Genomic DNA, 21929 nt, shown 5'->3' with positions numbered 1-21929 from the left:
GCGCGTCACGGTGTGACGCGCACGCCGTCCTCGAGCCGCATCCGGGCGCCGTCGAAGGCACCGCGCAGCCGCCGGTCGTGGGTGACGACCACCACGGCACCCCGGTACTTGCCCAGGGCCTCCTGGAGTTCCTCCACCACCAGCGGGGAGAGGTGGTTCGTCGGCTCGTCCAGCAGCAGCAGGTCCACCGGCTGCGACACCAGCCGGGCCAGCTCCGCCCGCCGCCGCTGCCCCACCGAGAGGGAACCCATCGGCAGCGCCAGGTCCGCCTCCCGGAACAGCCCCAGGGACAGCAACTCCTCGGCGTACTCGTCCGGATGCCCGGGACGGCCGGCCGCGAACTCGGCCAGCAGCGTGCGCCGGGGTGCGGCCACCGCCTGGTCCTGCCGCAGCAGCCCGACCCGGCCCGAGCTGCGCACCTCGCCCCGGTCCGGCCGCAGTTCACCGGCGATGACCCGGAGCAGGGTGCTCTTGCCGGCGCCGTTGGGGCCGGTGACCAGGAGCCGCTCCCCGGGGGCGATCCGCAGCCCGTCCAGGGCCAGCCGCCCGTCCACGGCCACGCCGTCCAGCTCGCACAGCGGCTGGTCCGCCGACAGCGCCCCGTCCGCGACGTGCAGGGGGGCGGTGAAGCGCAGCGGCTCCGGGGGCCGGGGCACGGCGTTCTCCTCCAGCCTGCGCAGCCGCTCGTTGGCCTGCCGCACCCGGTGCGAGGTCGCGGTCGAGGAGGACCGCGCGCGGTGGTGGCCGTTGCCGCTGAACGCCCAGGGCCCCTTGCGGGCGATGGACGCCAGCATCCTGCCGGCGTTCTCCGACAGCCGCTCCTGCCGGGCGACTTCCTCCAGGTACGCCTCGTACTCGCGCTCCCAGCGGGCCCGGTCCGCGGCCTTCGCCTCCAGGTAGCCCTGGTAGCCGTTGCCGTACCGGGCCACCGACCGCCGCTCGGGGTCGACTTCGGCGATCGTCGTGGTCACCGCCTCCAGGAAGGCCCGGTCGTGGGTGACCACGACCACCGTGCCCCGGTGCTCCCGCAGCCGCTCCTCCAGCCAGGCCACGGCCTGGTCGTCCAGGTCGTTGGTGGGCTCGTCGAGCAGCAGCAGCTCCGGCTCGGCGGCGAGCACGGCCGCCAGCGCGAGCCGGGACCGCTCGCCGCCGGAGAGGCTGTCCACCGGCCGGTCCCGGTCCAGGCCGGGCAGCCCCAGGCCGTGCAGCGCCGCGTCCGCCCGGGCGTCGGCCTGGTACGCGCCGCGCGCCTCGAACTCCTCGAGCAGGTCGCCGTAGGCCGACAACTCCCCGCGCCCCGCCCCGGCCAGTTCCTCCTCGGCGGCCCGCAGCCGCCGCTCCAGCTCGCGCAGTTCGGCGAAGGCGGCGTCGAGGACGTCGCGCACGGTCCCGCCGGAGGGCAGCTCCAGCCGCTGGGAGAGATGGCCCACACCCCCGGGCGCGGCCACGGTCACCTCACCGTTGTCCGGGCTCTCCAGCCCGCCCATGAGTCGCAACAGGGTCGACTTGCCGGACCCGTTGTCGCCGATGATCCCGACCTTTTCGCCGGGCTTGACCGTGAAGGACACCCCTTCCAGGACCACCCGGTCGTCGTACCGCTTGGTGACCCCGTCCAGCGCGAGCTGGGAACGGGTGAGAACGAAGGAAGACGTTGAAGAAGCTGAGAATCGCACACCACACTCCTGGTCCCTGGCCGCAGAGGCCATGAGGAAACGCCGCGGGAACCCCGCGGCGGGGACAACTGAACCCGGCGGACCCCACGGAGGGGGCCGTCGTGATCACAGGAACATGTAGCCGATACCCATGAGGCCAGCATAGGAGTGCCGATCGACAAAGTCACCTCGATATCGGCCCTCCCCTGCCGGCCCCCTTGTGCCGGATCAGGACGGGACCGAGTAGTTCCCCCAGGAGAGGGTGACGGCCGCGGAGCCGGTGTTGTCCGCGGCGGCGGCGATCAACGTGGCCCGGGCGGCGTCGAAGTAGCTGTCGCCGCCGGGGCCGCCATCGCCGCCGTGACCGCCGGCACCGCCACCGCCGCCGCCTCCGCCGCCACCGCCGGAGAACCAGATCGCGCCCGCGCCCCAGCCACCACCACCGCCGCCACCACCGCCGAGGCCGGCCTGGCCCGTGCCTCCGTCGCCGGCCCGGGACTTGGCACTTCCGTTGGCACCGGCCCGGCCGCCCCGACCGCCAGAGCCGCCGTTGCCTCCTGAGCCGCCGTCACCGCCGCCGTGGCCGCCGTCCGACGCCCCCGAGCCTCCGGAGCCGCCCTGTTCTCCGCTCCCGGCGCTTCCGCTGCCGGTGTCGGAGTCGTTGGCCTTGCCACCGCTGCCGGCGCGGGAAGTCGTTCCGGCGCCTCCGCCGTCACCGCCCCAACCGGGGTTGTACGCACCCCACTTCGAGCCGTTGTGACCCCCGCCGCCACCGCTGCCGTCGCTTCCGCCCGTTCCCCGGCCGCCCGGGCTGCCGCCGGCGGTCACATCGCCGGTGGCCGAGACCACGCCGGCGTTCCCTCCCGCGCCGGCATCGCCTCCCGCACCGCCGCCACCGGCGCCTCCTCCGCCACCGCCGCTGGCGGAGCCGTCTCCGCCATTCCCGCCGCCCCCGCCGGACGACCCGCCACCCCCCTTCCCGCCCGCGTCTCCCCCACTGCCCGCGCCCGCGATCAGCGTGCCGTTGTGGGAGACCCGGGCCGCCGCGCCCGCGGCACCGTCGCGGGCGCAGCGGACGGTGATCCGGTCGCCGGGGTTCACGTACAGCAGGGCCTTGATGCTCGCGCCCTTGCCGCCGTCGACACCCCCGGTGGAATCGCCGGCGGCGCCGCGCAGGTCGAGGTGCAGGAGGGTGACGCCCGCCGGGACCGTGAAGGGCCGGTCCTCGTCCTGGCCTGTGTAGGAGAAGGACTTGCTGTCCTGGGGGTTGAGGATGGTGAGGTGACCGCCCTTGCCCAGGGTGACGTTTCCGCTGACGGTGACTTTTCCGGCCATGTCAGTTGCTCCGGAGCGGTCGGCCGTCGGGGTCGATGAAGTGGGCCTGCGTGGTGATGTCGGCGGTGGCCGCGAGAGTGCCGACGTTCAAGTCGCCGTCCACGGAGGCGTCATGCATCACGTGGAGACCGTCGAGCGTCGGGTTGGACACCGTGACCACCGTGGTCAGGTAGTGCGTCGTGCCACCGGTCACGTACGACAGCTGGAACGCCGTGTCCCGGACGACCGTGCCCTTCCACTCGTGGTCCGTCGTGACGTCCTTCTGGTTCCCGGCCGGTGTCGCACCGCCGCCGTGCAGGATCGTGTACTCCAGCGTCGACGGCCCGTTCCACGTCAGCCGGACCGCATCGCCCGACGACACCTCCGGCTTCTCCGCGCGGAAGTCGCACACCGCCTGCACCGGGATCTCCGGCGGCGGGAACTTCTTGACGCGGTGCGTCTCGAAGCCCGGGCTGTCCGGCCACTTGCCCGGATCCAGCGTGGCCATCTCCCGGACCTCCACCCGCGCCGTGCCCGGCATCTTGCTGATGGTGAGGTTCTTCAGGGTGATGGTGATGCCGGAGGCGTCCACGGGGGCGCCTGCGTCACCACCCGGCGCCTTGGCGACGAAACTGGCGTAGTCCCCGTCGGGCACGAGCATGTCGGCACCCTTCTCGACCGGCACCACGGTCCAGCCGACGGCGTCGCCGGCGTCGCCGTCGCCCGACTTGGTGTCGACCAGGCTCTGTGCCAGATCGCCGTGCGGCAGGGAGAAGACGATCTCCCTGCAGTGGACCGTCCTGCCACCGCCGTTGGAGACCACGATGTGCAGGGTCGTGGGCGGGGCATCGGCGGTCGCCGCGTAGAGCGGGAACGGCTCGGTGATGAGGGCGTAGTCGAGCAGGGGCTTGCCGAGGTCCGGCGCGTTCACGAAGTCGGGTCCTTTCACTTGGTGTTGAAGCCGCCGGTCAGGCGGAGGAAGCCGGTGCGGACGACGGGGCCGTCCTCGTCCAGCCGGGCGTTCTGGTCGATCTGGACGATCGGCTGGTGCACCCACTCGGACGCGGGGGTCAGCTCGGCCCAGTCCCAGGTGCCCTGCGGCGACGTGGGATGCGGCAGGGCCAGCGCACTGCCGGCCGGACGCTTCCGCGTCGTGGTCAGCACGGGGCTGAGCCGCAGCGCCACCCGCATCGCCGCCAGCGCGGTGCGCGTGAAGCGGGCCGGCAGCTGGAGATCCGTCACCGGGAGCACGTCCGTGGTGGCGTGGACGGTCGCCAGCGGGTCCAGCAGCAGCGTCAGATGCGTCTGCGTCGTGGAATCCGCGGGCAGGCGCGGCCAGTTGGCCTCGCCGATCCCGACGACGTAGTCCGCGTGCCCGGCGGCGCCCGGCGTCGTCACGGCGTGGAACGTCGAGTAGTCCGCCTCGGAGAAGTAGCCGATCAGGCCGTCGCCCTTCTGCCCGGCGTTGCCGAGGCGGACGGGCCACCGGTAGTCGAGGTGGGCCAGCTGCGGCGGCGCCGGCTGCCCGGCCGGTCGCCGGTCCCACGCGGCCACGGTGCGCCAGTCCAGTGCGTACTGCCAGCCCGGGTCGCCGGCCGGCAGGCCGTCCAGCTCGAAGCCGAGCCGGGCCCGGACCAGGGCCAGGGGGCGGCCCAGGAGCGCGCCGAGGACCTCGTCGCCGTACGGGTTGCCGGGGTCGATGCCGGCCAGTGCGCCGTCGATCGTCGCCATGAGGTCGGCGAAGGCGTCCGGGCCCTTGGCCGTCAGCTCGCGCGCGAAGGCGTACAACTGCGGTCGCTCGTCCTGCAGTTGCCCGATCTCCCGGATCCGCGAGTCGGGCAGCGGCCCCCAGCCGACCACCGTGGACACGCCGCTCGCGTCCTCCGTCAGTTCGAGGCGCAGCTCGCCCAGCGGTTCGCCGTGCGGCGCGTAGCACAGCAGCGAGCGGTCGACGTAGTTGGGGACGATCCAGGCGCCCACCGGTGTGGTCTTCGCGGTCAGGTCGACCAGTCGGCTGTCGTCGTGCTCGTCGACGAAGTCGAAGCGCAGCCGGGCCGGCTGGAGCAGCCGCGGCGGGAGCTGGGCGAAGCGCTCCTCGAGCTCGTCGTCGGCGAACTTCGGGCCCGGCTGCAGGCTGTCGCCCACCTTGGGCTCCAGGAAGCCGGCGTCGCCGGGCAGCAGGACGTCCAGGGTCTGGCCGAACTCGTCGACGACGCTGAGCGCGCTCAGTGCGAGCTGTCCGGCCCGGATCTGGGTGAACCCGGACGGCAGCCAGCCCTTGAACGGCTCGGGCAGCGCCCCGGCGTCGGGCAGGTGACGGTAGGCGTCCCCGACGAGCCTGCCCATGTCGCCGGGCGGGCTGAGGTTGGGCGCGGGGTCCCGCAGGGCGAACGCGTCGGTGAGCCCGTCCAGCCGCTGCGAGAGCAGGTCCAGGTCCTTGATCTGCTGCGCGGCGTCCTGGAACGCCTTGGCGACCTCCGCGTCGGGGTGGTCCTCGGCGTACTGTTCGAGCTTCCCGCTCAGGGTCTGCTGGACGAGGGGGACGAGGAACCGGCGGCCGGTCACGTCGACCGGTTCGGCCGCCGAGCCGTTCGTCCACCGGTATGTGCTGCCGTCGAACTGCCAGTTGGGGGCGGCGGCGCTGCCGTAGGGGACGGGCCAGTGCCTGACCCGCCACTGGAACAGCAGCGGCTTCCACGGCTGCCGCCAGGGCTGCACGGCGATGCCGGCCGGAATGTCGCCCGCGTTGTGCGGGTCGAGGAGGAAGGCGAACTCGCTGAGCAGTTCCGCCGCGACCGGCGGCAGGCCGCCCGCCTTGAGGTCGGTGTACGGGTTCGGCTTGTCGCGGTCGACGATCTGGCCGGGCATGCGGCACGGCAGCGGGGTGCCGGCCGTCTGCGGCCGGTGTGCCGTGTGGTTCTTCGCCCCGGCCAGCAGCACGGTCGGGTCGGTCACCTGGTGGAACGGCGGCAGCGTCTCCCGGCGGACCTCGTAGGCGGCGTCCAGGGGGTGCTTCGCGCGGTAGTCGGCGAGGGACCGCGCGAGCTCCGGGCCGTCCGCGCCGTGCGGGATCGCCTCCCGGAGGTCCTTGACCTGCTGCAGCCGCCTGGCCACCTCGAAGGCCAGTCCATGCTCGTTGGACAGGTCGATCTCGGCGCGGAGCTCCTCGCGGGTGTACTGCGGCGGGATCAGCGGCAGGCCGTGCATCCACCACAGCGCGTACAGCCGCTGCTGGAGCGAGGCGAGTTCGCGTACGGCCCGGTCGTGGTCGGACTGGGCGGAGTTGAGCTCCGCCAGCCACTGCTCGCCCGCTGCCGCCGCGCCGGACCAGGTGACCGATGCCGGGTCGCCGGAGGCGTTGCCCTTGTCGGCGGTGTCGGCGAGCCGCCACGCATAGCCGCCGGGCAGTTGCTGGAACCAGCCCTTGTGCAGGGCCTCGGCCGCCTCGAAGGAGCCGTCGAGTCCGTCGAGGACGTCCAGCAGGTCACGGCCGAGGGCGTGCAGGAGGGCGTGGTCGTCGGACGTGAGGGAGGTGTGCCGGCCGAGGTCGGCGATGAGCGCGGCGTACGCCTCGTCCGCGCTGCTGCCGATCGCGATCTTCTCCTTGACGTCCTCCTTCTCCGGGCGGTCGGAGTCCGGGACGGCGGAGGGCGTCCACTGCACGCCGACGGCGCGGCCGCAGTACGTCGTGCTGTCCGGCGTCCATCCCTCCGGCCTGCCGGCGACGGTCCAGCCGAGCGAGGCGAGGGCGGAGTCGACCGTCCCGCCCTTGCTCAGCCGGGAGGCCGGCTCGTCCGACCCGAGGGCCGAATACCAGCCCACGACCTGGTAGTTGAGGGTGGCGTTCCCCTCGACGCCGGTCAGCGGGTCGTGCAGCGAGAAGACGTTCTCGTTGTACGGCTGGTAGACGTGGAAGGTCATGACGCCCGGGCCGACCGCGGTGAGGAACAGCTCCTTGCGGGACTCGTCGGCCGGCTCGCTCCACGCCGTGCCGTCCGCGCCGATCCCCTGCGCCCGGCCGATCCTGGTCGGCACGAGCGTCGAGCGGTACGGGGTCCGCTCCGGCTCGGTGATCCCGGACTTGAGCGGGTGCAGGAAGCGCGACGTGCCGTCGTGGGGATCCAGGTAGTCGCTCTCGACCACCCAGCCCGCCGTCGGGTGCCCGTCCGCCTGCCGGACGACCAGCCAGCGGTTGGGCACGAGGGGGAACTGCATGCCGCTGCCGACCGCACCGGCCGCGCCCTGCCGCAGCGCCTCGGGGAGCTCCCAGCGCACGTACACGCCGTCGTGCTTCTTGTACGCGTCGTCGGACTCGCCCTGGCCCGTGGCGTTCCACTTCTCCTCGTTGGTGAAGGGGTCCGGCTCCGGAGTGCGGTTGTGGCGCAGCAGGTTGAAGTTGGGCTGCCAGCGCCGGAAGCCCTGCCCGCCGCGCTCGCGCACCTGCTGGTTGACCACCAGGGCGTCCACGTTCACCGGGACGATGAGGGTGTCGTCTCGGTCAGCCATTGCGGTGGTCTCCTGTCGTGACGGATGCGGCGGCGAAGGTGCGGCGCTGCGCGGCGTTGATCATTTGGATGGCGAACTCGCTCGGTGTCAGGTCGTGGTCGAGGGCCAGCCCGCCCTTCAGGCCGGCGGCCAGGCGCGAGACGCTCAGTACGGTGTCGGGGCTGCCGGCTCCGGTGTCCCGCAGATACGGGCGGAGGCCGCCCGTCTCCGGGAAGCACGTGCCGGGGATCTCCTTGCCGATGTCCTCGCCCGTGAGGTACCGCAGGTTGACCGTCCCGTCGTCGACGGGGTCGTCGCTGCCGCCCTTCTTCAGCTCGTCGATGCCGAAGTGGACGCCCTGCTGGGGCTCGGTGAGCTCCACGCGGGTCGGTACGCCCTCGACGAGGACGAGCAGGACGTCGTCCGCGAGCGCCTCGCGGCGCATGACCGGCAGCTTGTTCTCGCCGTCGTACGGACGGATCTCCAACGCGGGCCATCCGGCGACCAGTTCGGACCGGATGAGCAGCCCGGTGACCGGCCCGGCGGGCTCGGGCAGCGGGGCCCGGCCGTCCGGGCCGAAGACCAGCGCGTCGGCCTGCATGTCGAAGGAGTGGGCGAGTCCGACGCTCAGCGCGCCGTCGAGCAGCATGGCCGTCCAGTTCGGGTCCACGTGGAAGAAGCGCAGGCTCTCGGACGGCAGCATGCGGGTGTCGGGGACGAGGTGGGCGAACGGGACGCCCTCCAGGTTCCGCAGCCCGATCAGCCGCTTGCGGACGAGGACGAGGTCCTCGTCGTGGGTGTCGACGGGCGGGGCGTCGTCGCGCGGTGGTGCGGGGGCGATGGCCGCGGGCGCTGCGGACCCGGCGGGAGCGGTCGTCACCTGGTGCAGGTGGCCGGCCAGGCCGTTGGTCACCAGGTGCTCGATCCGCGCCCGGGCCCCGGTGCCGCGGTCCGCCGCCCGCTGCACCTTGCCGCGCAGCCGGAGCAGCGCCGCGCCGAACTGGTGGTCGGACAGGGCGACTCCCCGGCCCGCGGTGAACGCGGTCGCGAGGCTGACGTCGAAGATGCCGTACTGCTCCAGGTGGATCAGCGCCTCGGCGGCGCAGCGCCGCCGCTCGCGGTCGCTCTGCGGCTGGACGGGCTGCGGGACGAGCGGGCCCCGGTACCAGGCGAAGGTGGCGTGCCCGGACTCGGTGTGGCAGGAGACGGGCAGGTAGCCGTCCCGGAGCCGGTCGGCCACCTCCTTCTGGTCGTCGCCGGACAGCGGGCGGTCGCCGGGCGGCACGCGCAGCAGCAGTGCGGAACCGTCAGCACCCTCGGTGTCGACGAAGTGCCGGGTGAGGGCGTCGAATCCGGGGGCGTGGTCGGGGATCGTCTCGAACGACCAGGACCAGAGCGAGATCAGCCGCAGCGTCTCGTCGGGGCCGTCGTAGGTCTCCTTGGTGCTGTCGGGCAGGTACGCCTGCCAGCCCTCCAGGGAGACCAAGTGCGCCACGTACCGGCCGCCGGCCGCGCGGGGCAGCCGGGTGCCGACGACGACGGCGTAGTCGCCGACCTGGATCAGGTCGGCGCCGAGGGCCGGCCCCTGGTGCTGCTCGTTGACCCGGCGGACGTGGGTCAGCAGCGGCAGTTCGGCCGCGGTGGGCGCGACGGCGTGGAAGACGGACCGGGGCACCCGGACGGTGCGGCACGTCTTCGGCCCGTCGTCGGGCGCGACGGGGTCGGTCTTCGTGTCGAAGGCGGGCAGGACGACCCCGGGTTCGGTGCCGGTCAGCCGGTCCACCGTCTTCGGCTCGGTCTGCCCCAGGCAGTGCGGGTCGCCGGGCAACTCGCCCTCGCCGAGGACGAGGAGGGCCAGCCACGGCAGCGGCGTGCCGTCCGCCGCCTTCCCCTCGTCCCGCTCCCACGGCAGGGTCGCCCGGTCGAGGGTGACGTGCGGCAGGACGGTGTCGTAGAGGCCGGTGGCGCCCGGTGTCGGGTAGGCGCCGTGGATCCAGTCCGGCTGCACGGTGAAGCGCGGGGCACGGACCTCGATGTCCTGGGTCACCGCGGGATCCAGGTAGCCGTCGTCGTCGACCCGGGTCCCGTTGCGGGTCAGGGTCTGGTGCGCGGTGAGGGTGTAGCGCCCGGCGGTGACCTGGGGCACGAGCGAGTCGATGAACTGCACGTCCAGCGACGGATCGGGATCCGGGGCGTACTCGGGGTGGCTCATGCCGTACCGCCTTCGGTGGTTCGGGTGTTCTTGTCGGCCGGCGGCGGCACGGTGACGGCGAGCGCCACCGGGTCGTCGGTGAGGGGGACGGTGACGTCGAGCAGGACCGGCTCGGCGCCGGCGACGTCCACGACCTGAACGGCCCTGTTCTTCGCGCGGACGACGTACATCCGGTCGCTCGCGGTGGAGACCGCGAGCGCGACGGGCTGCGGGCCGACCCACACCGGGTCGCCCGCAGCCTGCGGCAGGGCGCCGGTCGTGTCGAACACGGACACCGTGCCGGTGGTGGCGTTGGCGACGTAGAGGCGCTTGCCGTCCGGGGACGCGGCGAGGGCGCTCGGGCGCGTGCCGGTCCGCAGCGTGGCGACGGTCTTCCGGGCCGTGACGTCGACGACGGTCACGGTGGACCGCCCGGCGTTGAGGGCGTACAGCCAGCGGCCGTCGGGATCCACGGCGAGACGGGTGGGGGACGGCCCTGCGGGCAGGTCGCCCAGTTCGACGGGCCACTTGTCGCCCGTGACGTCGATCGGGGTGACCACGCCCTTGTCGGTCTTGGCGAGGTAGAGCACCTGACTCTTGTCGTCCCAGTGGGCGGCGGGCACCACATCACCGGGAACCGCCTCGACGGGGTAATCGCGCTGCTTCGTCGGCGGATCGGTGCTCAGGTCGAGGAACTGGACCTGGTTCGGCTGGGCGAAGGCCGCGTACGCCCACTTGTTGTCGGGCGACACCGACAGACCACGAGGACCCAGGTCCATCCAGATCTGCTGCGTGATCAGCGAGGGGGCCGCCCCCGGCGGGTTGGCGGAGATGTCGCGGATGTCGACGCCCTGATGGGCGTCCACGGCGACGAGACGACGCCCGTCGGCGCCGACGGCCAGGCAGGGCGGAACACCCTGGAGGCCGAGCGTCACCGGCTCGTACGGCGTCAGGCTCTCCGCGTCGACCGGCGTCACCGTCCTCGACTCGCCCAGCACATAGAGCCGTTCGCTCGCGGTCGGCGTGCCCGGAATGGAGTGGTCCGGCTGCGCGTCGATGTCACCGGCCACCAGTCCGTCGGTGGCGGTCAGCCGCTCGTTGGTGCCGGGGCTCACCGCCAGGTAGTCCATGGCGGCGAAGAGCCGGTCGCGGGACTGGTCGACCAGGGTGCCGGTCATGCCGCCGGTGATCGCGCCCACCTTCGGCTGCACCGGTGCGGTGCGGGCGAAGAGGACCGCCGCCGTCGGCAGCGCAGCGGCAGCGGGCTTCCGCAGCGGCAGGATGCCGTCCGGCGTCCGGTCGTCGAACGCGATCGTCCCGGCCTTGATGTGTCCGGTCGTGCTGTGCTGTTCGGGCAGCGGCAGCCGCAGGTCGACACCCGTCAGCCCGCCGTCCACCTGCTGCGCGCTGTTCACCGTCAGCTTGCCGTCGTAGGCTCCCCACAGGGCGGCGGGCAGACTCGCCCGGTTCTGCGCCGTGTCACCGGCGTACCAGGTGCTGAGGTCGTGGACGTCCGCGCCCTTGCGCAGGGTGACCGTGAGGGTCGAGTCCAGGTCCTTGCCGCCGTCGCGGCAGGGGCGGATGTTGACCGCCGCGCCCGGGATGTCCTGGGAGGCGCCGGAGTTCTTCGCCAGGCTCAGCTTCGAGAGCGGGACGGCCGTGCGGACGGCGAACGAGAAGGCGCCGGGGGTCACCACCCACATCCCGCCCTCGTCCTCGGCGGGCATCAGCCCCTCCCGGGGCACCAGCCGGACGGCGTCCTCCTTGGCGGGAAGCTGCTTGGCCACGTCCTTCCAGTCGGCGGCCTTGGCGTCGCGGCCGCTGTCGTCGCCGAAGCCGATGGTGAACGAGATGAACCAGAGGTGGACGGTGATCTCACCGGCCGTCGGCGGTCCCCACAGCTTCAGCGAGGCGCCGACCTCGACGCTGATCGTCTCGCGGAACAGGCCCAGGTCGAGGACGTAGCTGACGCCGATGCCGATGCCGATGTCCGCCTCGAAGTGGAACGGCGCCCATTCGATGAGGAGGTCGGCGTACGCCGTGAGCCAGGCGTGCAGGTCGCCGGCGCGGTAGTTCACGTCCAGCGCACCGCCGGCCATGATGGCGCCCGGGGTGAGGGCGAAGTACGAGCCGCCGCCGATGGTCAGTTCCGAGGTGACCGGCCAGGAGAAGCCGAGCCGGGGCACCTGCGGATAGTGCGCGGGCACCGGGTACTTGGGGTGGTATCCGCCCAGGGTGAAGGCGAAGTCCCCGGCGTGCGCGCCCTCGAACCAGGTGTAGAGCGCGAAGCCGCCGGTGAGCACGCAGTTCTCGTCGAGGAGGAACGAGCCGGGCGCGAGCTGCGCGGTCACCTTCAGGATGCCCTCGCCGGCCCGGTACTTGGCGGAGAGCCCCAGCCGGACGCTCGCGTACGGGGTCCCCTCCTTGGGGAACTGCGCCGCGGCCGTGCCGAGCACCGCCACCGCGAAGTCGTCGCCGACCTCCAGGACCAGCAGCGCCTGCCCGGCGAGGAACTCGAAGACCTTGAAGTCCAGTCCGGCCGCGAACCACACCTCGCCGCTCGCCGGGCGCACCCAGGGGTCGTCCCCGCCCATCAGCTTCTCCAGGACCTGGAGCGGGTCGGCGGTCGTGAGGTCCTGGAGGAACGGGAACTCCAGCACCTTGTCGCCGTCGGGCAGCCTCAGGTCGGTGTTGAACCCGAAGCCCGCGGAGAAGCCGGTGATCTGGACGGGCGGCGGCCCGCCGAATTCGCCGTTCGCCCTGCCGAAGACGAAGAACGACGGCTGGCCGGGGTGCTCGACGGGGCGTGCGTACGCGCCCATGGCGGTGAGGCCGAACTCCTCGGCGTGGACGGCGAGTACGCCCTCGACGAGCGGGTCGTAGTCCTTGTCCTCCTTGACGACGAGCGCGCCCTCGATCGCCAGCGGGGGGCGGGAGTAGCCGACGCTCAGTCCGTCGAGCCGGAAGTGGACGTGCCCGGTGGACAGGTCGACGCCCAGGCCGAGTCCGTCCACGCCGATGGTGAGGCCGGCCATGCCGAGGGAGGCGTCGAAGAGCACCCACACGGTGCCGTCGGCGAAGCCGGCCCCGACGCGGCGCAGGGTGAGCGGGCCGGCGGAGCGCTGGACGCCGATCCAGGCGACCAGCGGGAGGCTGCTGCTGCCGCCGTCCTGGGCGAACGTCCTTGCCACGGCCTTGGTGTCACCGCTCTGCCCGCCGCCACGGACGGGGAGCGACGTCGTCCCGGTGCGGCCCGGCAGTTTGAGGTCGACCGTGAACGCCATGCCCTTGGCCAGCCCGTCGGCGGGCAGTCGGGGAAGCTTCGCGTCGGCGGCGGTCAGGGCCTTGTTGAGCCCGGTGACCCGGGCGGCGTCCAGCTTCTCGGAGGCTACCAGGGCGCCGAGCCCGCAGAGGCCGACGTCCTCGGCGTCGGGTATCTGCCCCTGGAGCAGGGGGATGTGGGAGAGCCGGGCGTCCAGGCCCAGCCCGGCCCGGACGGCCCACGCCCGGCTGCCCTCGGCGGGCTTGTCCGAGACGACGACCAGCGAGCCGCCGTTCGTCTCCTCGGCGGCGAGCACGATGGCCTTGCGGGCGGAGGCGTAGGCGACCGTGATCCCGTTCAGGGTGCCGAGCACGTCCAGTACTTGCTTGGCGGACGGGTCGGTGACGCCGAGGAGGCGGGCGAGGTCGGCGAAGGAGACGCCCTTCGAGTCGGTGCAGGTGGCCGTGAACTCGGCCTGCTGCACGTCCTTGACGGTGAACGTCAGCGTGCGGCCCTCGGCGATCTCCAGGGTGAGGGTGCCCGCGTACTCCTGGTCGTAGCCGGGCTCGCCGTCGGTGCGCTTGGCGAGCTCCACGGTGACGTCGAGGTCCGCCGCCGCGGTACCGAGCGGGAACGCGGCCTTCGCGTGCAGCCCGAACTTCTTCACCGCGCTGTCGTACGTGACCGTCAGCTGCTCGACGGTCACGCCCTGGAGGACCGGCGGCGCCTGGATCCCGAACGCGGCGAAGGCGTCGCCCAGGCCGACGTCGGTGGCGTCCAGCTCGAACTGCCAGCCGGCGCCGGTCGCCCAGGTGCCGTGGACGTCGACGGTCGCGTCGCCGAGCTGCCAGGTGGCTTTCGCCTCGGCGGACGTCGTGTCTCCCGCGTGGAGCAGGCTCAGCGTGACCTCGGACAGGGTGATGTCGTCGTTGACGTGCCAGACGTCCTTGACGTCCACGTCGATGCCGTAGCCCCAGGCGGGGTGGCCCAGTTCGGCGCCGACGGCGAGGCGTGTCACCGTGAGGCCGTCGGGCACGGGTACGTCCGGGAAGCGCCGGGCGAGCAGGGCGCCGAGCGCCAGGGGGCCGATCAGGGAGCCGTGGAGGGACTTGCCGGGCAGGTCCACCCCGACGTCGACCACGACGTCCTCGGCGAGGGTGACGCGTCCCCCGAGCACGGCGGCTGCCGCGCAGGCCTTGCCCAGCGGGTCCACCACGGAGAAGTCCGCGTACAGGCCGTCCAGTTCGACGAGTCCGGGCAGCGGCTTCCAGGAGTGGCCGAGTTCGAGCCGCATGCCCGCGGCCAGCCAGCGGACGGCCGGGGCGCCGCCGCCCTCCGGCTCGTCGAGGGCGAAGCTGAGGGAGAGCGAGGTCAGGCCGAAGGACGCGCCCTGGACCACGTCGTCGGGAAGCAGGTCGAAGCCGCCTCCGGGCAGGTCGGCCCAGGGGCGCAGGGCGTCCGGTCCGGACAGCGGCACCGTGCCGAACTCGCCCGCGAGCCGCCAGCTCTGCCCGTCGTCCGCGGGCGGGTAGCCCCAGATGTACGGCCTCGTGGTCGCCTGTTTGTCCGGGAACAGCAGTTCCACGCCGCAGCCGACGACGGGCTGCGGACCGGCGTCGCCGCCGGGCTCGATCCCGAACACCAGGTGCTCCGGGCCGAGGCCGATCCGCTCCAGCGCCGAGGGGACCGGGGCGAGCTCGGCGGGCAGGACGGCGCCGCCGGGGAGGAGGGTGACGTCGATGCGGATGCCTTCGACGGTCTGGCCGGTGGCGTCCGTGAGGAACACGACGTGCGCGGTGGACGCGTCCTGGCCGGTCAGCGTGACCCGGCCGGCGGCCCGGAGGCCGTCGGTGTCGACGAGCGTGACGTCCTGGACGTCGAGCACGGCGTCGGGCAGGAAGCGGGCGAACAGGTCGTGTGCGAGGTCCAGTTGGAGGAATCCGGGTTCGACGCGGAGGTGCCGGTCGCTGCGGGCCTGTTCCAGGGCGGCGCACAGATCGGTGGTGTTCAGTGGCATTGGGCTGGTCCCTTCCTACTCGTACCAGATCTCGAAGGAACCGGGTGCCGCGTCGTCCAGCCGCAGGTGCCAGTCGACGCCGCGCCATCCGGTCGCCGTGCCCGTCGCGTTCGGCACGGCCATCGAACTGAACAGGGGGTCGGTCGCCGGGAGGTGCACGAAGGGGCCGCGGGGGCCGGCGGTGTCGTCCTGCACGACGTAGCCCCAGTTGGCCGGGGTCTTCGCCGTGGGGGCCGGGATGCCGTGCGCCGTGCGCACCGTCTGCCAGTGGGGAAGGAGCCGGTTGGTGATGTTGCTGCGCGTGCACGTCGCGGTCTTGCCGCCGAACGCCTTGGGGCCGGTGCTGACGAAGAGGCCGTCGGGGGTGGTGTGGTCCAGCCAGGCGTTGTCCGTGGACGTCACGCTGCCGTGGTGCCCGATCTTGAGCCACAGGTTGCTCTCCCGGCGGCACAGGGCGTCCGCGGTGCCCGCGAGGTAGCGCTCGTTGAGCGTCACGGCATCGGCCATGAGCAGCACCTTCTGGCGCTTCCCGAGCGCGTCCGGCTCGCCCTGGACGACGGTCACCAGGCTGGAGGCGTTGGCGATGGCCTCCTTCGGGCCGGACTCGTACTTGTACACGTCGTTGAGGTTCTCCGGCCCGAGCACGCCTCCGACCATGAGCACGTCGGCCCCCAGGGGCCTGGTGCCGGAGAGCATGGACTGCGGCGACGACGGCATCGTCACCAATTGGGGTTGTTTCATTACCCGTTGGCCGCTCGGCCCTGCGAACGTTTTCCAGTGGTGGAACAGCGTCCACAGGAAGTCCCCGCCGCGTTCGCGGTAGTCCAGCGGGTGGAGGGCGTACATGACCTGCCGGATCGTGTACTTCAGCTGGGGCGGGTCCAGATCCGACAGCAGGACGCGCTCCAGCAGGTTGAAGTGGTCCTCGTCGGGATGGGTGACGACCAGGCAGTCCAGGGTGTAGGGATTGCGCAGACGGCTGAGGTACTTGTCGAGCTTGCCCTGCAGCCGGGTGACCATCTGCTCCTTGGCCGATGCCGTCGTCGGCGTGGCGACGGGGTTGAGGGGGGCGAGCGGCTCGGTCGAACCACAGTCGATGAGCACGGCGTGCGTGCCGACGTTCTTGTTGCTCCGGTCGTAGAACCAGAGCAGCGTGCAGTCGCCCTGCCCGACATTGAAGAAAACGACCTCGACCGGCATGTACCTCTCCGCGCCACGGGGACCAGGGACGTCCCGGCCGCCTCAGCACTCCCCCGTGGCCGGGACAAGGGAGAATCATGGACCGGCCCGACCGGGCGTTCGTCCGCTCGGACACCTTTCCGGCCATGCGGCCACGCGGCGTGATCGCGCCATCGCGGCCGGATGACGCACCCGGGCGTGACCAGCGGCGCAGCATGACCGTTGCCCGGCAGGCAAGTTACCGACCGTCACCGCTGCCGCTCTCCGCACAGGCGGGGACACGGAAAGTGTCCGAAGATCGACGACGGTGCCCGCCCACCGTGGCGGTGGGCGGGCAGGATCGACGGTTACGGCGCGGGCCGCTCCAGGTACCCGGTCGTGTAGAAGTACTCCAGGTACCGGTCCAGCAGCTCCGCATCCACGGGCGGGCACGTCAAACCGCTTCCGGCGAGGTCGCGTTCGACGTTGGCCCGGCCCAGGGCGGGGAAGGTGTCCTCGAAGTACATCTCCTTGACCGACATGTCGGCCTTGTTGCTGCGGTCCACGCACAGCGACACGAACGGGGCCGTGGCGCTCGTCGGGTGCTCCGCCACGTGCCGGACCAGCTCCTCCACCCATTCCTCGTACGGGAGTTCGCGAACGGGGTGACCGGCCGCGCGCATGCGGCCGAGCATGTCGTGGAAGTCCGCCGGGCGCGGGTTGGTCAGGTGGTAGGTGCGGCCGGCCGCGGGCCGCGTCGTGGCGATGTGCACGATCGCGTCGGCCAGGTAGTCCACCGGGACGAAGTCCATCGGCAGCCGGATGTCGGGGGCGAGCCCGGTCTCGGCGACGGTCTTGAACAGCGAGCAGATCGCGGTCTCGGTGTTGCAGGCGCCCGTGCGCCGGTCGCCGGTGATCTCGTACGGGCGGTAGACCGCCACCGGCACGCCCTGGCGGGCGGCGTCCTGCAGGACCTGTTCGGCGACCCACTTGCTCTCGGCATAGCCCATGGTGAGCCGGTCGGCGTGGTCGAGCGGCAGGTCCTCGTCGACCTGCCGGACGCCCGCGGTGCCGAAGCCGGCCACCACCGCGATGGTCGACAGGAAGTGCACCGGCACCCCGCGGCGGGCCGCGAGCCGGACGATCTCCCGTGTGCCGTCGACGTTGGCGCTGCGCAGCGCCTCGTACGGGTAGAGGAAGTTGACCTGCGCCGCCGAGTGGACCACGAGGTCGAGGGTGCGGGCGAGTTCCTCGGCGCGGTCCGGGTCCAGGCCGAGGCCGGGCCGGGCGAGGTCGGCGGGGAAGCACACGATGCGGTCGGCGTCCTCGGGGCGGGCCAGGCCGTACCGGGCCAGGTTCCGGAGCACCTTGTGCCGGGCGTGCGCCTCGTCGCGGCTGCGCACGGGGCAGTGGACGCGGGCCCCGGTGGTGCGCAGGAAGCGGTCGAGGAGGAAGGCGCCGACGAACCCGGAGGCGCCGGTGAGCAGGACGTCCCGGGGCTGCTGCCACCGGGGTTCGGGCCCCTCCCGCGGCGGCAGGTCGAGGCCGAGGCGGCCCTCGGCGTGGAAGTCCACGGCACGGTCCTCGGCGGAATCGTTCCTGCCCTGGACCTCGGCGACGGCGGAGGCGAAGCCGTCCAGCGTGGGACGGCGCAGCAGGCCGTGGATCAGCGTGCTGCCGTGCCGGGGGTCGAGGTCCAGCGCGGTGAGGGTGCGGGTGACGGCCTCCGCCGCGAGGAGCGAGTCGCCGCCCAGACCGAAGAAGTCGTCGCCGGGGTCGGGGCGCACCGCCAGGACCGTCTGCCACACCTCGGCCAGCGTCGCGTGCAGGCCGGAGAGCGGTGCGGGGGCGGGCCGTCGGTCGTCGTCCGGGCCGGCCAGTGCGCGCAGCCGCTTCCGGTCGACCTTGCCCGCGGACGTCACCGGGAACTCGGCGATCTCCGTCAGCCGGGACGGCACCGCGGCGGCGGGCAGCCAGGCGGCGAGCTGTTTGCGGACGCTGTCGACGGGCACGGCGGTGCCCGGACGGGCCGGCGTCACGTAGGCGGTCAGCAGGTCGCCGTCCAGTTCGACGACGGCCTCGCCGACCGTGTCGTCCGCGCGGATGCGGGCCTCGACCTCGTCCAGTTCGATGCGGTGTCCGCGGAGTTTGACCTGCCGGTCGGCCCGCGCGCGGTACTCCAGCACGCCGTCCTCGCGCCGGACGGCGCGGTCACCGGTGCGGTACAGGCGGGCGCCGGGTTCGAAGGGGTCGGCGACGAAGCGTTCGGCGGTCAGTTCCGCGTCGCCGAAGTACCCCAGGGCCAACCCGTCCCCGCCGACGAACAGTTCGCCCTCCTCTCCCGGGTCCGCGGCGGTGCCGTCCTCGCGCAGCACGTGGCACGAGGAGTTCTCCAGCGGGCGGCCTATGGGCACGGCGGTGGCGCCGGCCGGCACGTCGTGCACCAGGTGGGCGGTCGACACGACGCTGTTCTCGGTCGGGCCGTAGAAGTTGACCACCGTGGTGTCCGGGCAGGCGTCCAGCACGGCGCGGGCCAGGTCCGGGGCCATCGCCTCGCCGCCCGCCGAGACGAACCGCAGCGTCCGCAGGGCGTGCGGCCGGGTGCGCGCCACGTGGTGGAACACCCCGGTGGTCAGGTAGGCGATGGTGACCCGGTCCTCCAGGAGGCGGGCCTCCAGGGCGGCGGGGGACAGCAGTTCCTCGCGGTCCACCAGGACCAGGCAGGCGCCGGCGAGCAGGGCGGACCAGATCTCGATGGTGGAGGCGTCCGAGGACAGGCCGTAGGCGTGGAGCACCCGGTCCCCGGGCCGCGGCCGCTGGGTGACCAGGTCGGACGCGGCCAGCCGGAGCACGCCGCGGTGGGGTATCGCCACCGGCTTGGGGCGGCCGGACGAGCCGGAGGTGAACATCACGTAGGCGCGGCCGTCCGGGCCGGGCCGGTGCACCGCGTCCTCGGCGGGCGCCGGCCGGGCGGCTGCCGGGCCGTCGAGTTCGACCCGGGTGCGCACCCGCCGGAGGCGCCAGACGCCGCCCGGGAGCGTCACGACCGTGTGCACTCCGGCGTCCTCGGCCATGGCCTGCAGCCGCTGGGGCGGGAACGTGTCGTCGAGGGGGACGTAGGCGGCGTCCGCCTTGAGCACGCCGAGGAAGCCGACCAGCGCGTCCAGGGAACGGCCGCCGTACACGCCGACGTTGTCGCCGGGCCGGACACCGGCGTCGCGCAGCCGGCCGGCCAGTGCGTCGGACCGGTCCTTGAGCTCGCCGTAGGTCAGGGCCCGGCCGTGGTGCACTGCGGCCGTCGCGCGCGGACGGCGTTCCGCGCGGGCGTCGAACACCTCGTGCAACAGCCGGTCCGGTGCGCAGGATTGTCCTGCGTCCCATAAGTCCTGCGGATTTCGCGATTCTTCTGCGCGCATACCCCGTCCGGCGTGCAGAGCCGGCTCGGGACATGCGGTCGTGTCGAGCGACACCAAGGTGGACACTCTCCCGTACTGCCTGTTTCCGGTGATGGACTGTCGTGCGTTCCGCGGCATTCCGGCGCGGCTCAGCTGAACTCCGCCGCGAACGCCGAGAAATCGGCAGTGCGCCACCGCTGCGGCCGCATGCGCAGGAGAATGTCCTCGGCCAGCTGGTGGCGATTGGCCTCCAGATAGGCGGGCGCCGTCTCCGCGTCCAGGTACCGGTGCGCCAGGGCGTCCCGGTCGGCCGGAGGCACGGGATCCTCGACGGCCACGACCGGCCCTTCCACGCTCACGTACCGGTACGGCGCCGTCTCGTCCTGCACGCACAGGCTGAACCGGCCCGCTTCACGGACGAGCCGGCCCTTCACCGAATCCCGCCCGGTCTGGACGATCACCTCTCCGCCGGGGCGGTAGTCGTACCAGACCGGCACGAGCAAGGGCGCGCTCTCACCCCGCGGATCGTCCACTCCCAGAACTCCGACGTGCAGACCGGCGAGAAAATTCTCCCGGTCCTCGACGGACATGCCAATGTCCATTGCGCATTACCTCACTTCGGGACGTTGTGCCGACGCCTTTCGAGAACCCGTACGGGAATCGAAGGGCGCCGTCGCCAAAGCTGGGAACCGATGACCACAACCGTCAACGGCGCCTCGGCGGCCCCAAAAGCACTGCCCTGCCCATCCCCTTTCAATCACCCCGGAAGTCGATTGTCCGAAAACGATCAGGAGCGGTCCGGAGCGGTTACCGCAGGTCTCGGCCGGCATCGGACGTCGCGGCACCCCACGGCCGGACCGGCGCAGCCGGCCGGGGAGACTGGTCCCATGACCGTCAAAGGTGTGCTCTTCGACTTCTCCGGAACCCTCTTCCGCATCGAGTCCGCCGAGTCGTGGCTGCGGGCGGCCCTCGGCCAGGAGGAAACACCCCTGAGCGAGGACGAGTTGCAGGTGCTGGCCCGGCGACTGGAGGAGGCGGGGGCGCAGCCCGGCGGCCGGCTCCCGCGGGCCGTGCCGGCGCATCTCGCCGCGGCGTGGGCGCAGCGGGACACGAGCGCGGAGGACCACCGCGCCGCGTACACGGGGCTGGCCCGCGAGGTGCCGGTGCCCGGTCCGCGGCTCCACGACGCGCTCTACGCACGCCACATGGAGCCCGCCGCGTGGCTCCCGTACCCCGACGCGGCCGGCGTGCTGGCCGCGCTGCGCCGGCGGGGCGTGCGGACGGCCGTCGTGAGCAACATCGGCTGGGACCTGCGGCCGGTCTTCCGCGCGCACGGTCTCGACGAACTGGTGGACGCGTACGTCCTGTCCTACGAGCACGGCGTGCAGAAGCCCGACCCGCGGCTGTTCGAGGCGGCGTGCGCCGCCCTGCACCTCCCGCCCGCCGAGGCGCTCATGGTCGGCGACGACCCGCGCGCGGATGCGGGGGCGGCGGACGTGGGGTGCGCGGTGCGGCTGGTGGAGCACCTTCCGGTCACGGAACGGCCCGACGGGCTGCGGCCGGTGCTGGACCTGGTGGGCTGACGGCCGGCGACGGCCCCCGCGCGCGGGGGCCGTTGTCAGTGCCCCGTCCTACGCTCATGAGCATGCCCTCCCCTTCCGACTCCCCCGCGCGCCGCGACGCGGCCGCGCTCAACGCCGAGATCCGTGCGTTCCTCTCGGCGCGCCGCGACCGTGCGCTGACGCGCGAGGAGCGCGCCGAGTACGAGGCACTGCGGGCGCGTTGGGTGGAGGCGGTGCGGGCCGGGCTGGGGACGGCGGCGTGAGGCGGGCCGCCTCAGCCGGCGGGGGCGGGCTCCTCCGGTACCGCGGCCGCCTTGTCGGCCCACGCCCGCAGCGCGGCACGGCTGTTGAAGTGCGCGACGTTGTGGTCGATGCCGCCGGACTCGCTGTACTGGTGGAACGTCCACGCGTGCTGCACGCCCGGGTGCCCCGCCGAGTGGTCGGGGTCGGCGATCCACAGACCGTCTCCCGCATTGTCGGTGGTGTCCCGGTGGAACCAGTAGTCGCGGTTGCAGTACAGCACGACCCGGTGCCCGGGGGCCTTGGCCCTGGCGTCGGCGAGCCAGCGGTCCTTGTCGTGGCCGGAGACGCCGGAGTCCTCCCAGTCCAGGGCCAGGACGTCGCCCTTCCGTAAGGCGATCTTGTCGAGGAAGTAGCGGCACTGGGCGGACATGGAGCCCGCGGTGACGAAGTGGTAGTAGCCGACGACGAGCCCGTGGTCGCGGGCCCGGTTGCGCTGCGCCACCCACTTCGGGTTGACGTAGGACGTGCCCTCGGTGACCTTCACGAAGACGAAGTCCACTCCGCTGACGGAGTAGTTCACGCTGTTGTGACTGCTGACATCGATGCCGTGGAGCATTCCGGTCTCCTCCCGGTGGGGGCGGACGGAGCGG

The 21929-nt window shown here is 72.8% G+C and carries 12 protein-coding genes; 2 read left to right on the top strand and 10 right to left on the bottom strand.

The genetic code is table 11. The annotated features are described in order from the left end of the window. Positions 1 to 5 precede the first annotated feature (5 nt). The 9 genes from abc-f to ACLHRZ_RS10760 all read right to left on the bottom strand — a co-directional run bounded on the left by abc-f (position 6) and on the right by ACLHRZ_RS10760 (position 20076). Positions 6 to 1673 (bottom strand): ribosomal protection-like ABC-F family protein, encoded by a 1668-nt coding sequence (gene abc-f / locus ACLHRZ_RS10800; protein WP_490418109.1) that lies wholly within the window; start codon positions 1671 to 1673, stop codon positions 6 to 8. A gap of 207 nt (positions 1674 to 1880) precedes the next feature. After that, positions 1881 to 2987 carry a hypothetical protein gene (locus ACLHRZ_RS10795; RefSeq protein WP_490418108.1) on the bottom strand — a complete coding sequence of 369 codons (1107 nt, stop codon included), beginning with the start codon at positions 2985 to 2987 and terminating at the stop codon, positions 1881 to 1883. Between the two features lies 1 nt (position 2988). Beyond that, on the bottom strand, positions 2989 to 3897 hold the full coding sequence (locus tag ACLHRZ_RS10790; RefSeq protein ID WP_490418107.1) for a hypothetical protein: 909 nt from the start codon (positions 3895 to 3897) through the stop codon (positions 2989 to 2991). 14 nt (positions 3898 to 3911) lie between these two features. Continuing rightward, positions 3912 to 7472 carry a hypothetical protein gene (locus ACLHRZ_RS10785; protein ID WP_490418106.1) on the bottom strand — a complete coding sequence of 1187 codons (3561 nt, stop codon included), beginning with the start codon at positions 7470 to 7472 and terminating at the stop codon, positions 3912 to 3914. Continuing rightward, positions 7465 to 9663: a hypothetical protein gene (locus tag ACLHRZ_RS10780; protein ID WP_490418105.1), complete on the bottom strand. Its 2199-nt coding sequence runs from the start codon at positions 9661 to 9663 to the stop codon at positions 7465 to 7467. The genes ACLHRZ_RS10785 and ACLHRZ_RS10780 overlap by 8 nt, the downstream gene beginning before the upstream one ends. Then, positions 9660 to 14921 (bottom strand): DUF6603 domain-containing protein, encoded by a 5262-nt coding sequence (locus ACLHRZ_RS10775; protein WP_490418104.1) that lies wholly within the window; start codon positions 14919 to 14921, stop codon positions 9660 to 9662. The genes ACLHRZ_RS10780 and ACLHRZ_RS10775 overlap by 4 nt, the downstream gene beginning before the upstream one ends. A 15-nt stretch (positions 14922 to 14936) precedes the next feature. Beyond that, complete coding sequence (locus ACLHRZ_RS10770) at positions 14937 to 16121, bottom strand: ComEC/Rec2 family competence protein (RefSeq protein ID WP_490418103.1); 1185 nt, start codon at positions 16119 to 16121, stop codon at positions 14937 to 14939. Positions 16122 to 16447: 326 nt separating this feature from the next. Further along, positions 16448 to 19414, bottom strand: coding sequence for an amino acid adenylation domain-containing protein (locus ACLHRZ_RS10765; RefSeq protein ID WP_490418270.1), 2967 nt, complete (start codon positions 19412 to 19414; stop codon positions 16448 to 16450). A 209-nt stretch (positions 19415 to 19623) separates the two neighbouring features. After that, entirely contained in the window at positions 19624 to 20076 is a 453-nt protein-coding gene (locus ACLHRZ_RS10760) for a pyridoxamine 5'-phosphate oxidase family protein (protein WP_490418102.1), read from the bottom strand. Between the two features lie 285 nt (positions 20077 to 20361). On the opposite strand from ACLHRZ_RS10760, the gene ACLHRZ_RS10755 reads away from it, so the two are divergent. Both ACLHRZ_RS10755 and ACLHRZ_RS10750 read left to right on the top strand, forming a co-directional pair. Further along, positions 20362 to 21057: an HAD family hydrolase gene (locus tag ACLHRZ_RS10755; protein ID WP_490418101.1), complete on the top strand. Its 696-nt coding sequence runs from the start codon at positions 20362 to 20364 to the stop codon at positions 21055 to 21057. 62 nt (positions 21058 to 21119) lie between these two features. Continuing rightward, the gene (locus ACLHRZ_RS10750) at positions 21120 to 21299 is read left to right on the top strand and encodes a hypothetical protein (protein WP_490418100.1); all 180 of its coding nucleotides are present in this window, start codon (positions 21120 to 21122) and stop codon (positions 21297 to 21299) included. A gap of 11 nt (positions 21300 to 21310) precedes the next feature. Here the strand turns inward: ACLHRZ_RS10750 and ACLHRZ_RS10745 are convergent, their stop codons facing one another. Further along, positions 21311 to 21895, bottom strand: a complete 585-nt coding sequence (locus ACLHRZ_RS10745; protein WP_490418099.1) for a glycoside hydrolase family 25 protein — start codon at positions 21893 to 21895, stop codon at positions 21311 to 21313. Positions 21896 to 21929: the final 34 nt, after the last annotated feature.

The organism is Streptomyces sp. AM25 (genome assembly GCF_058146165.1).
This window is presented reverse-complemented; position numbering and strand designations above follow the sequence as displayed.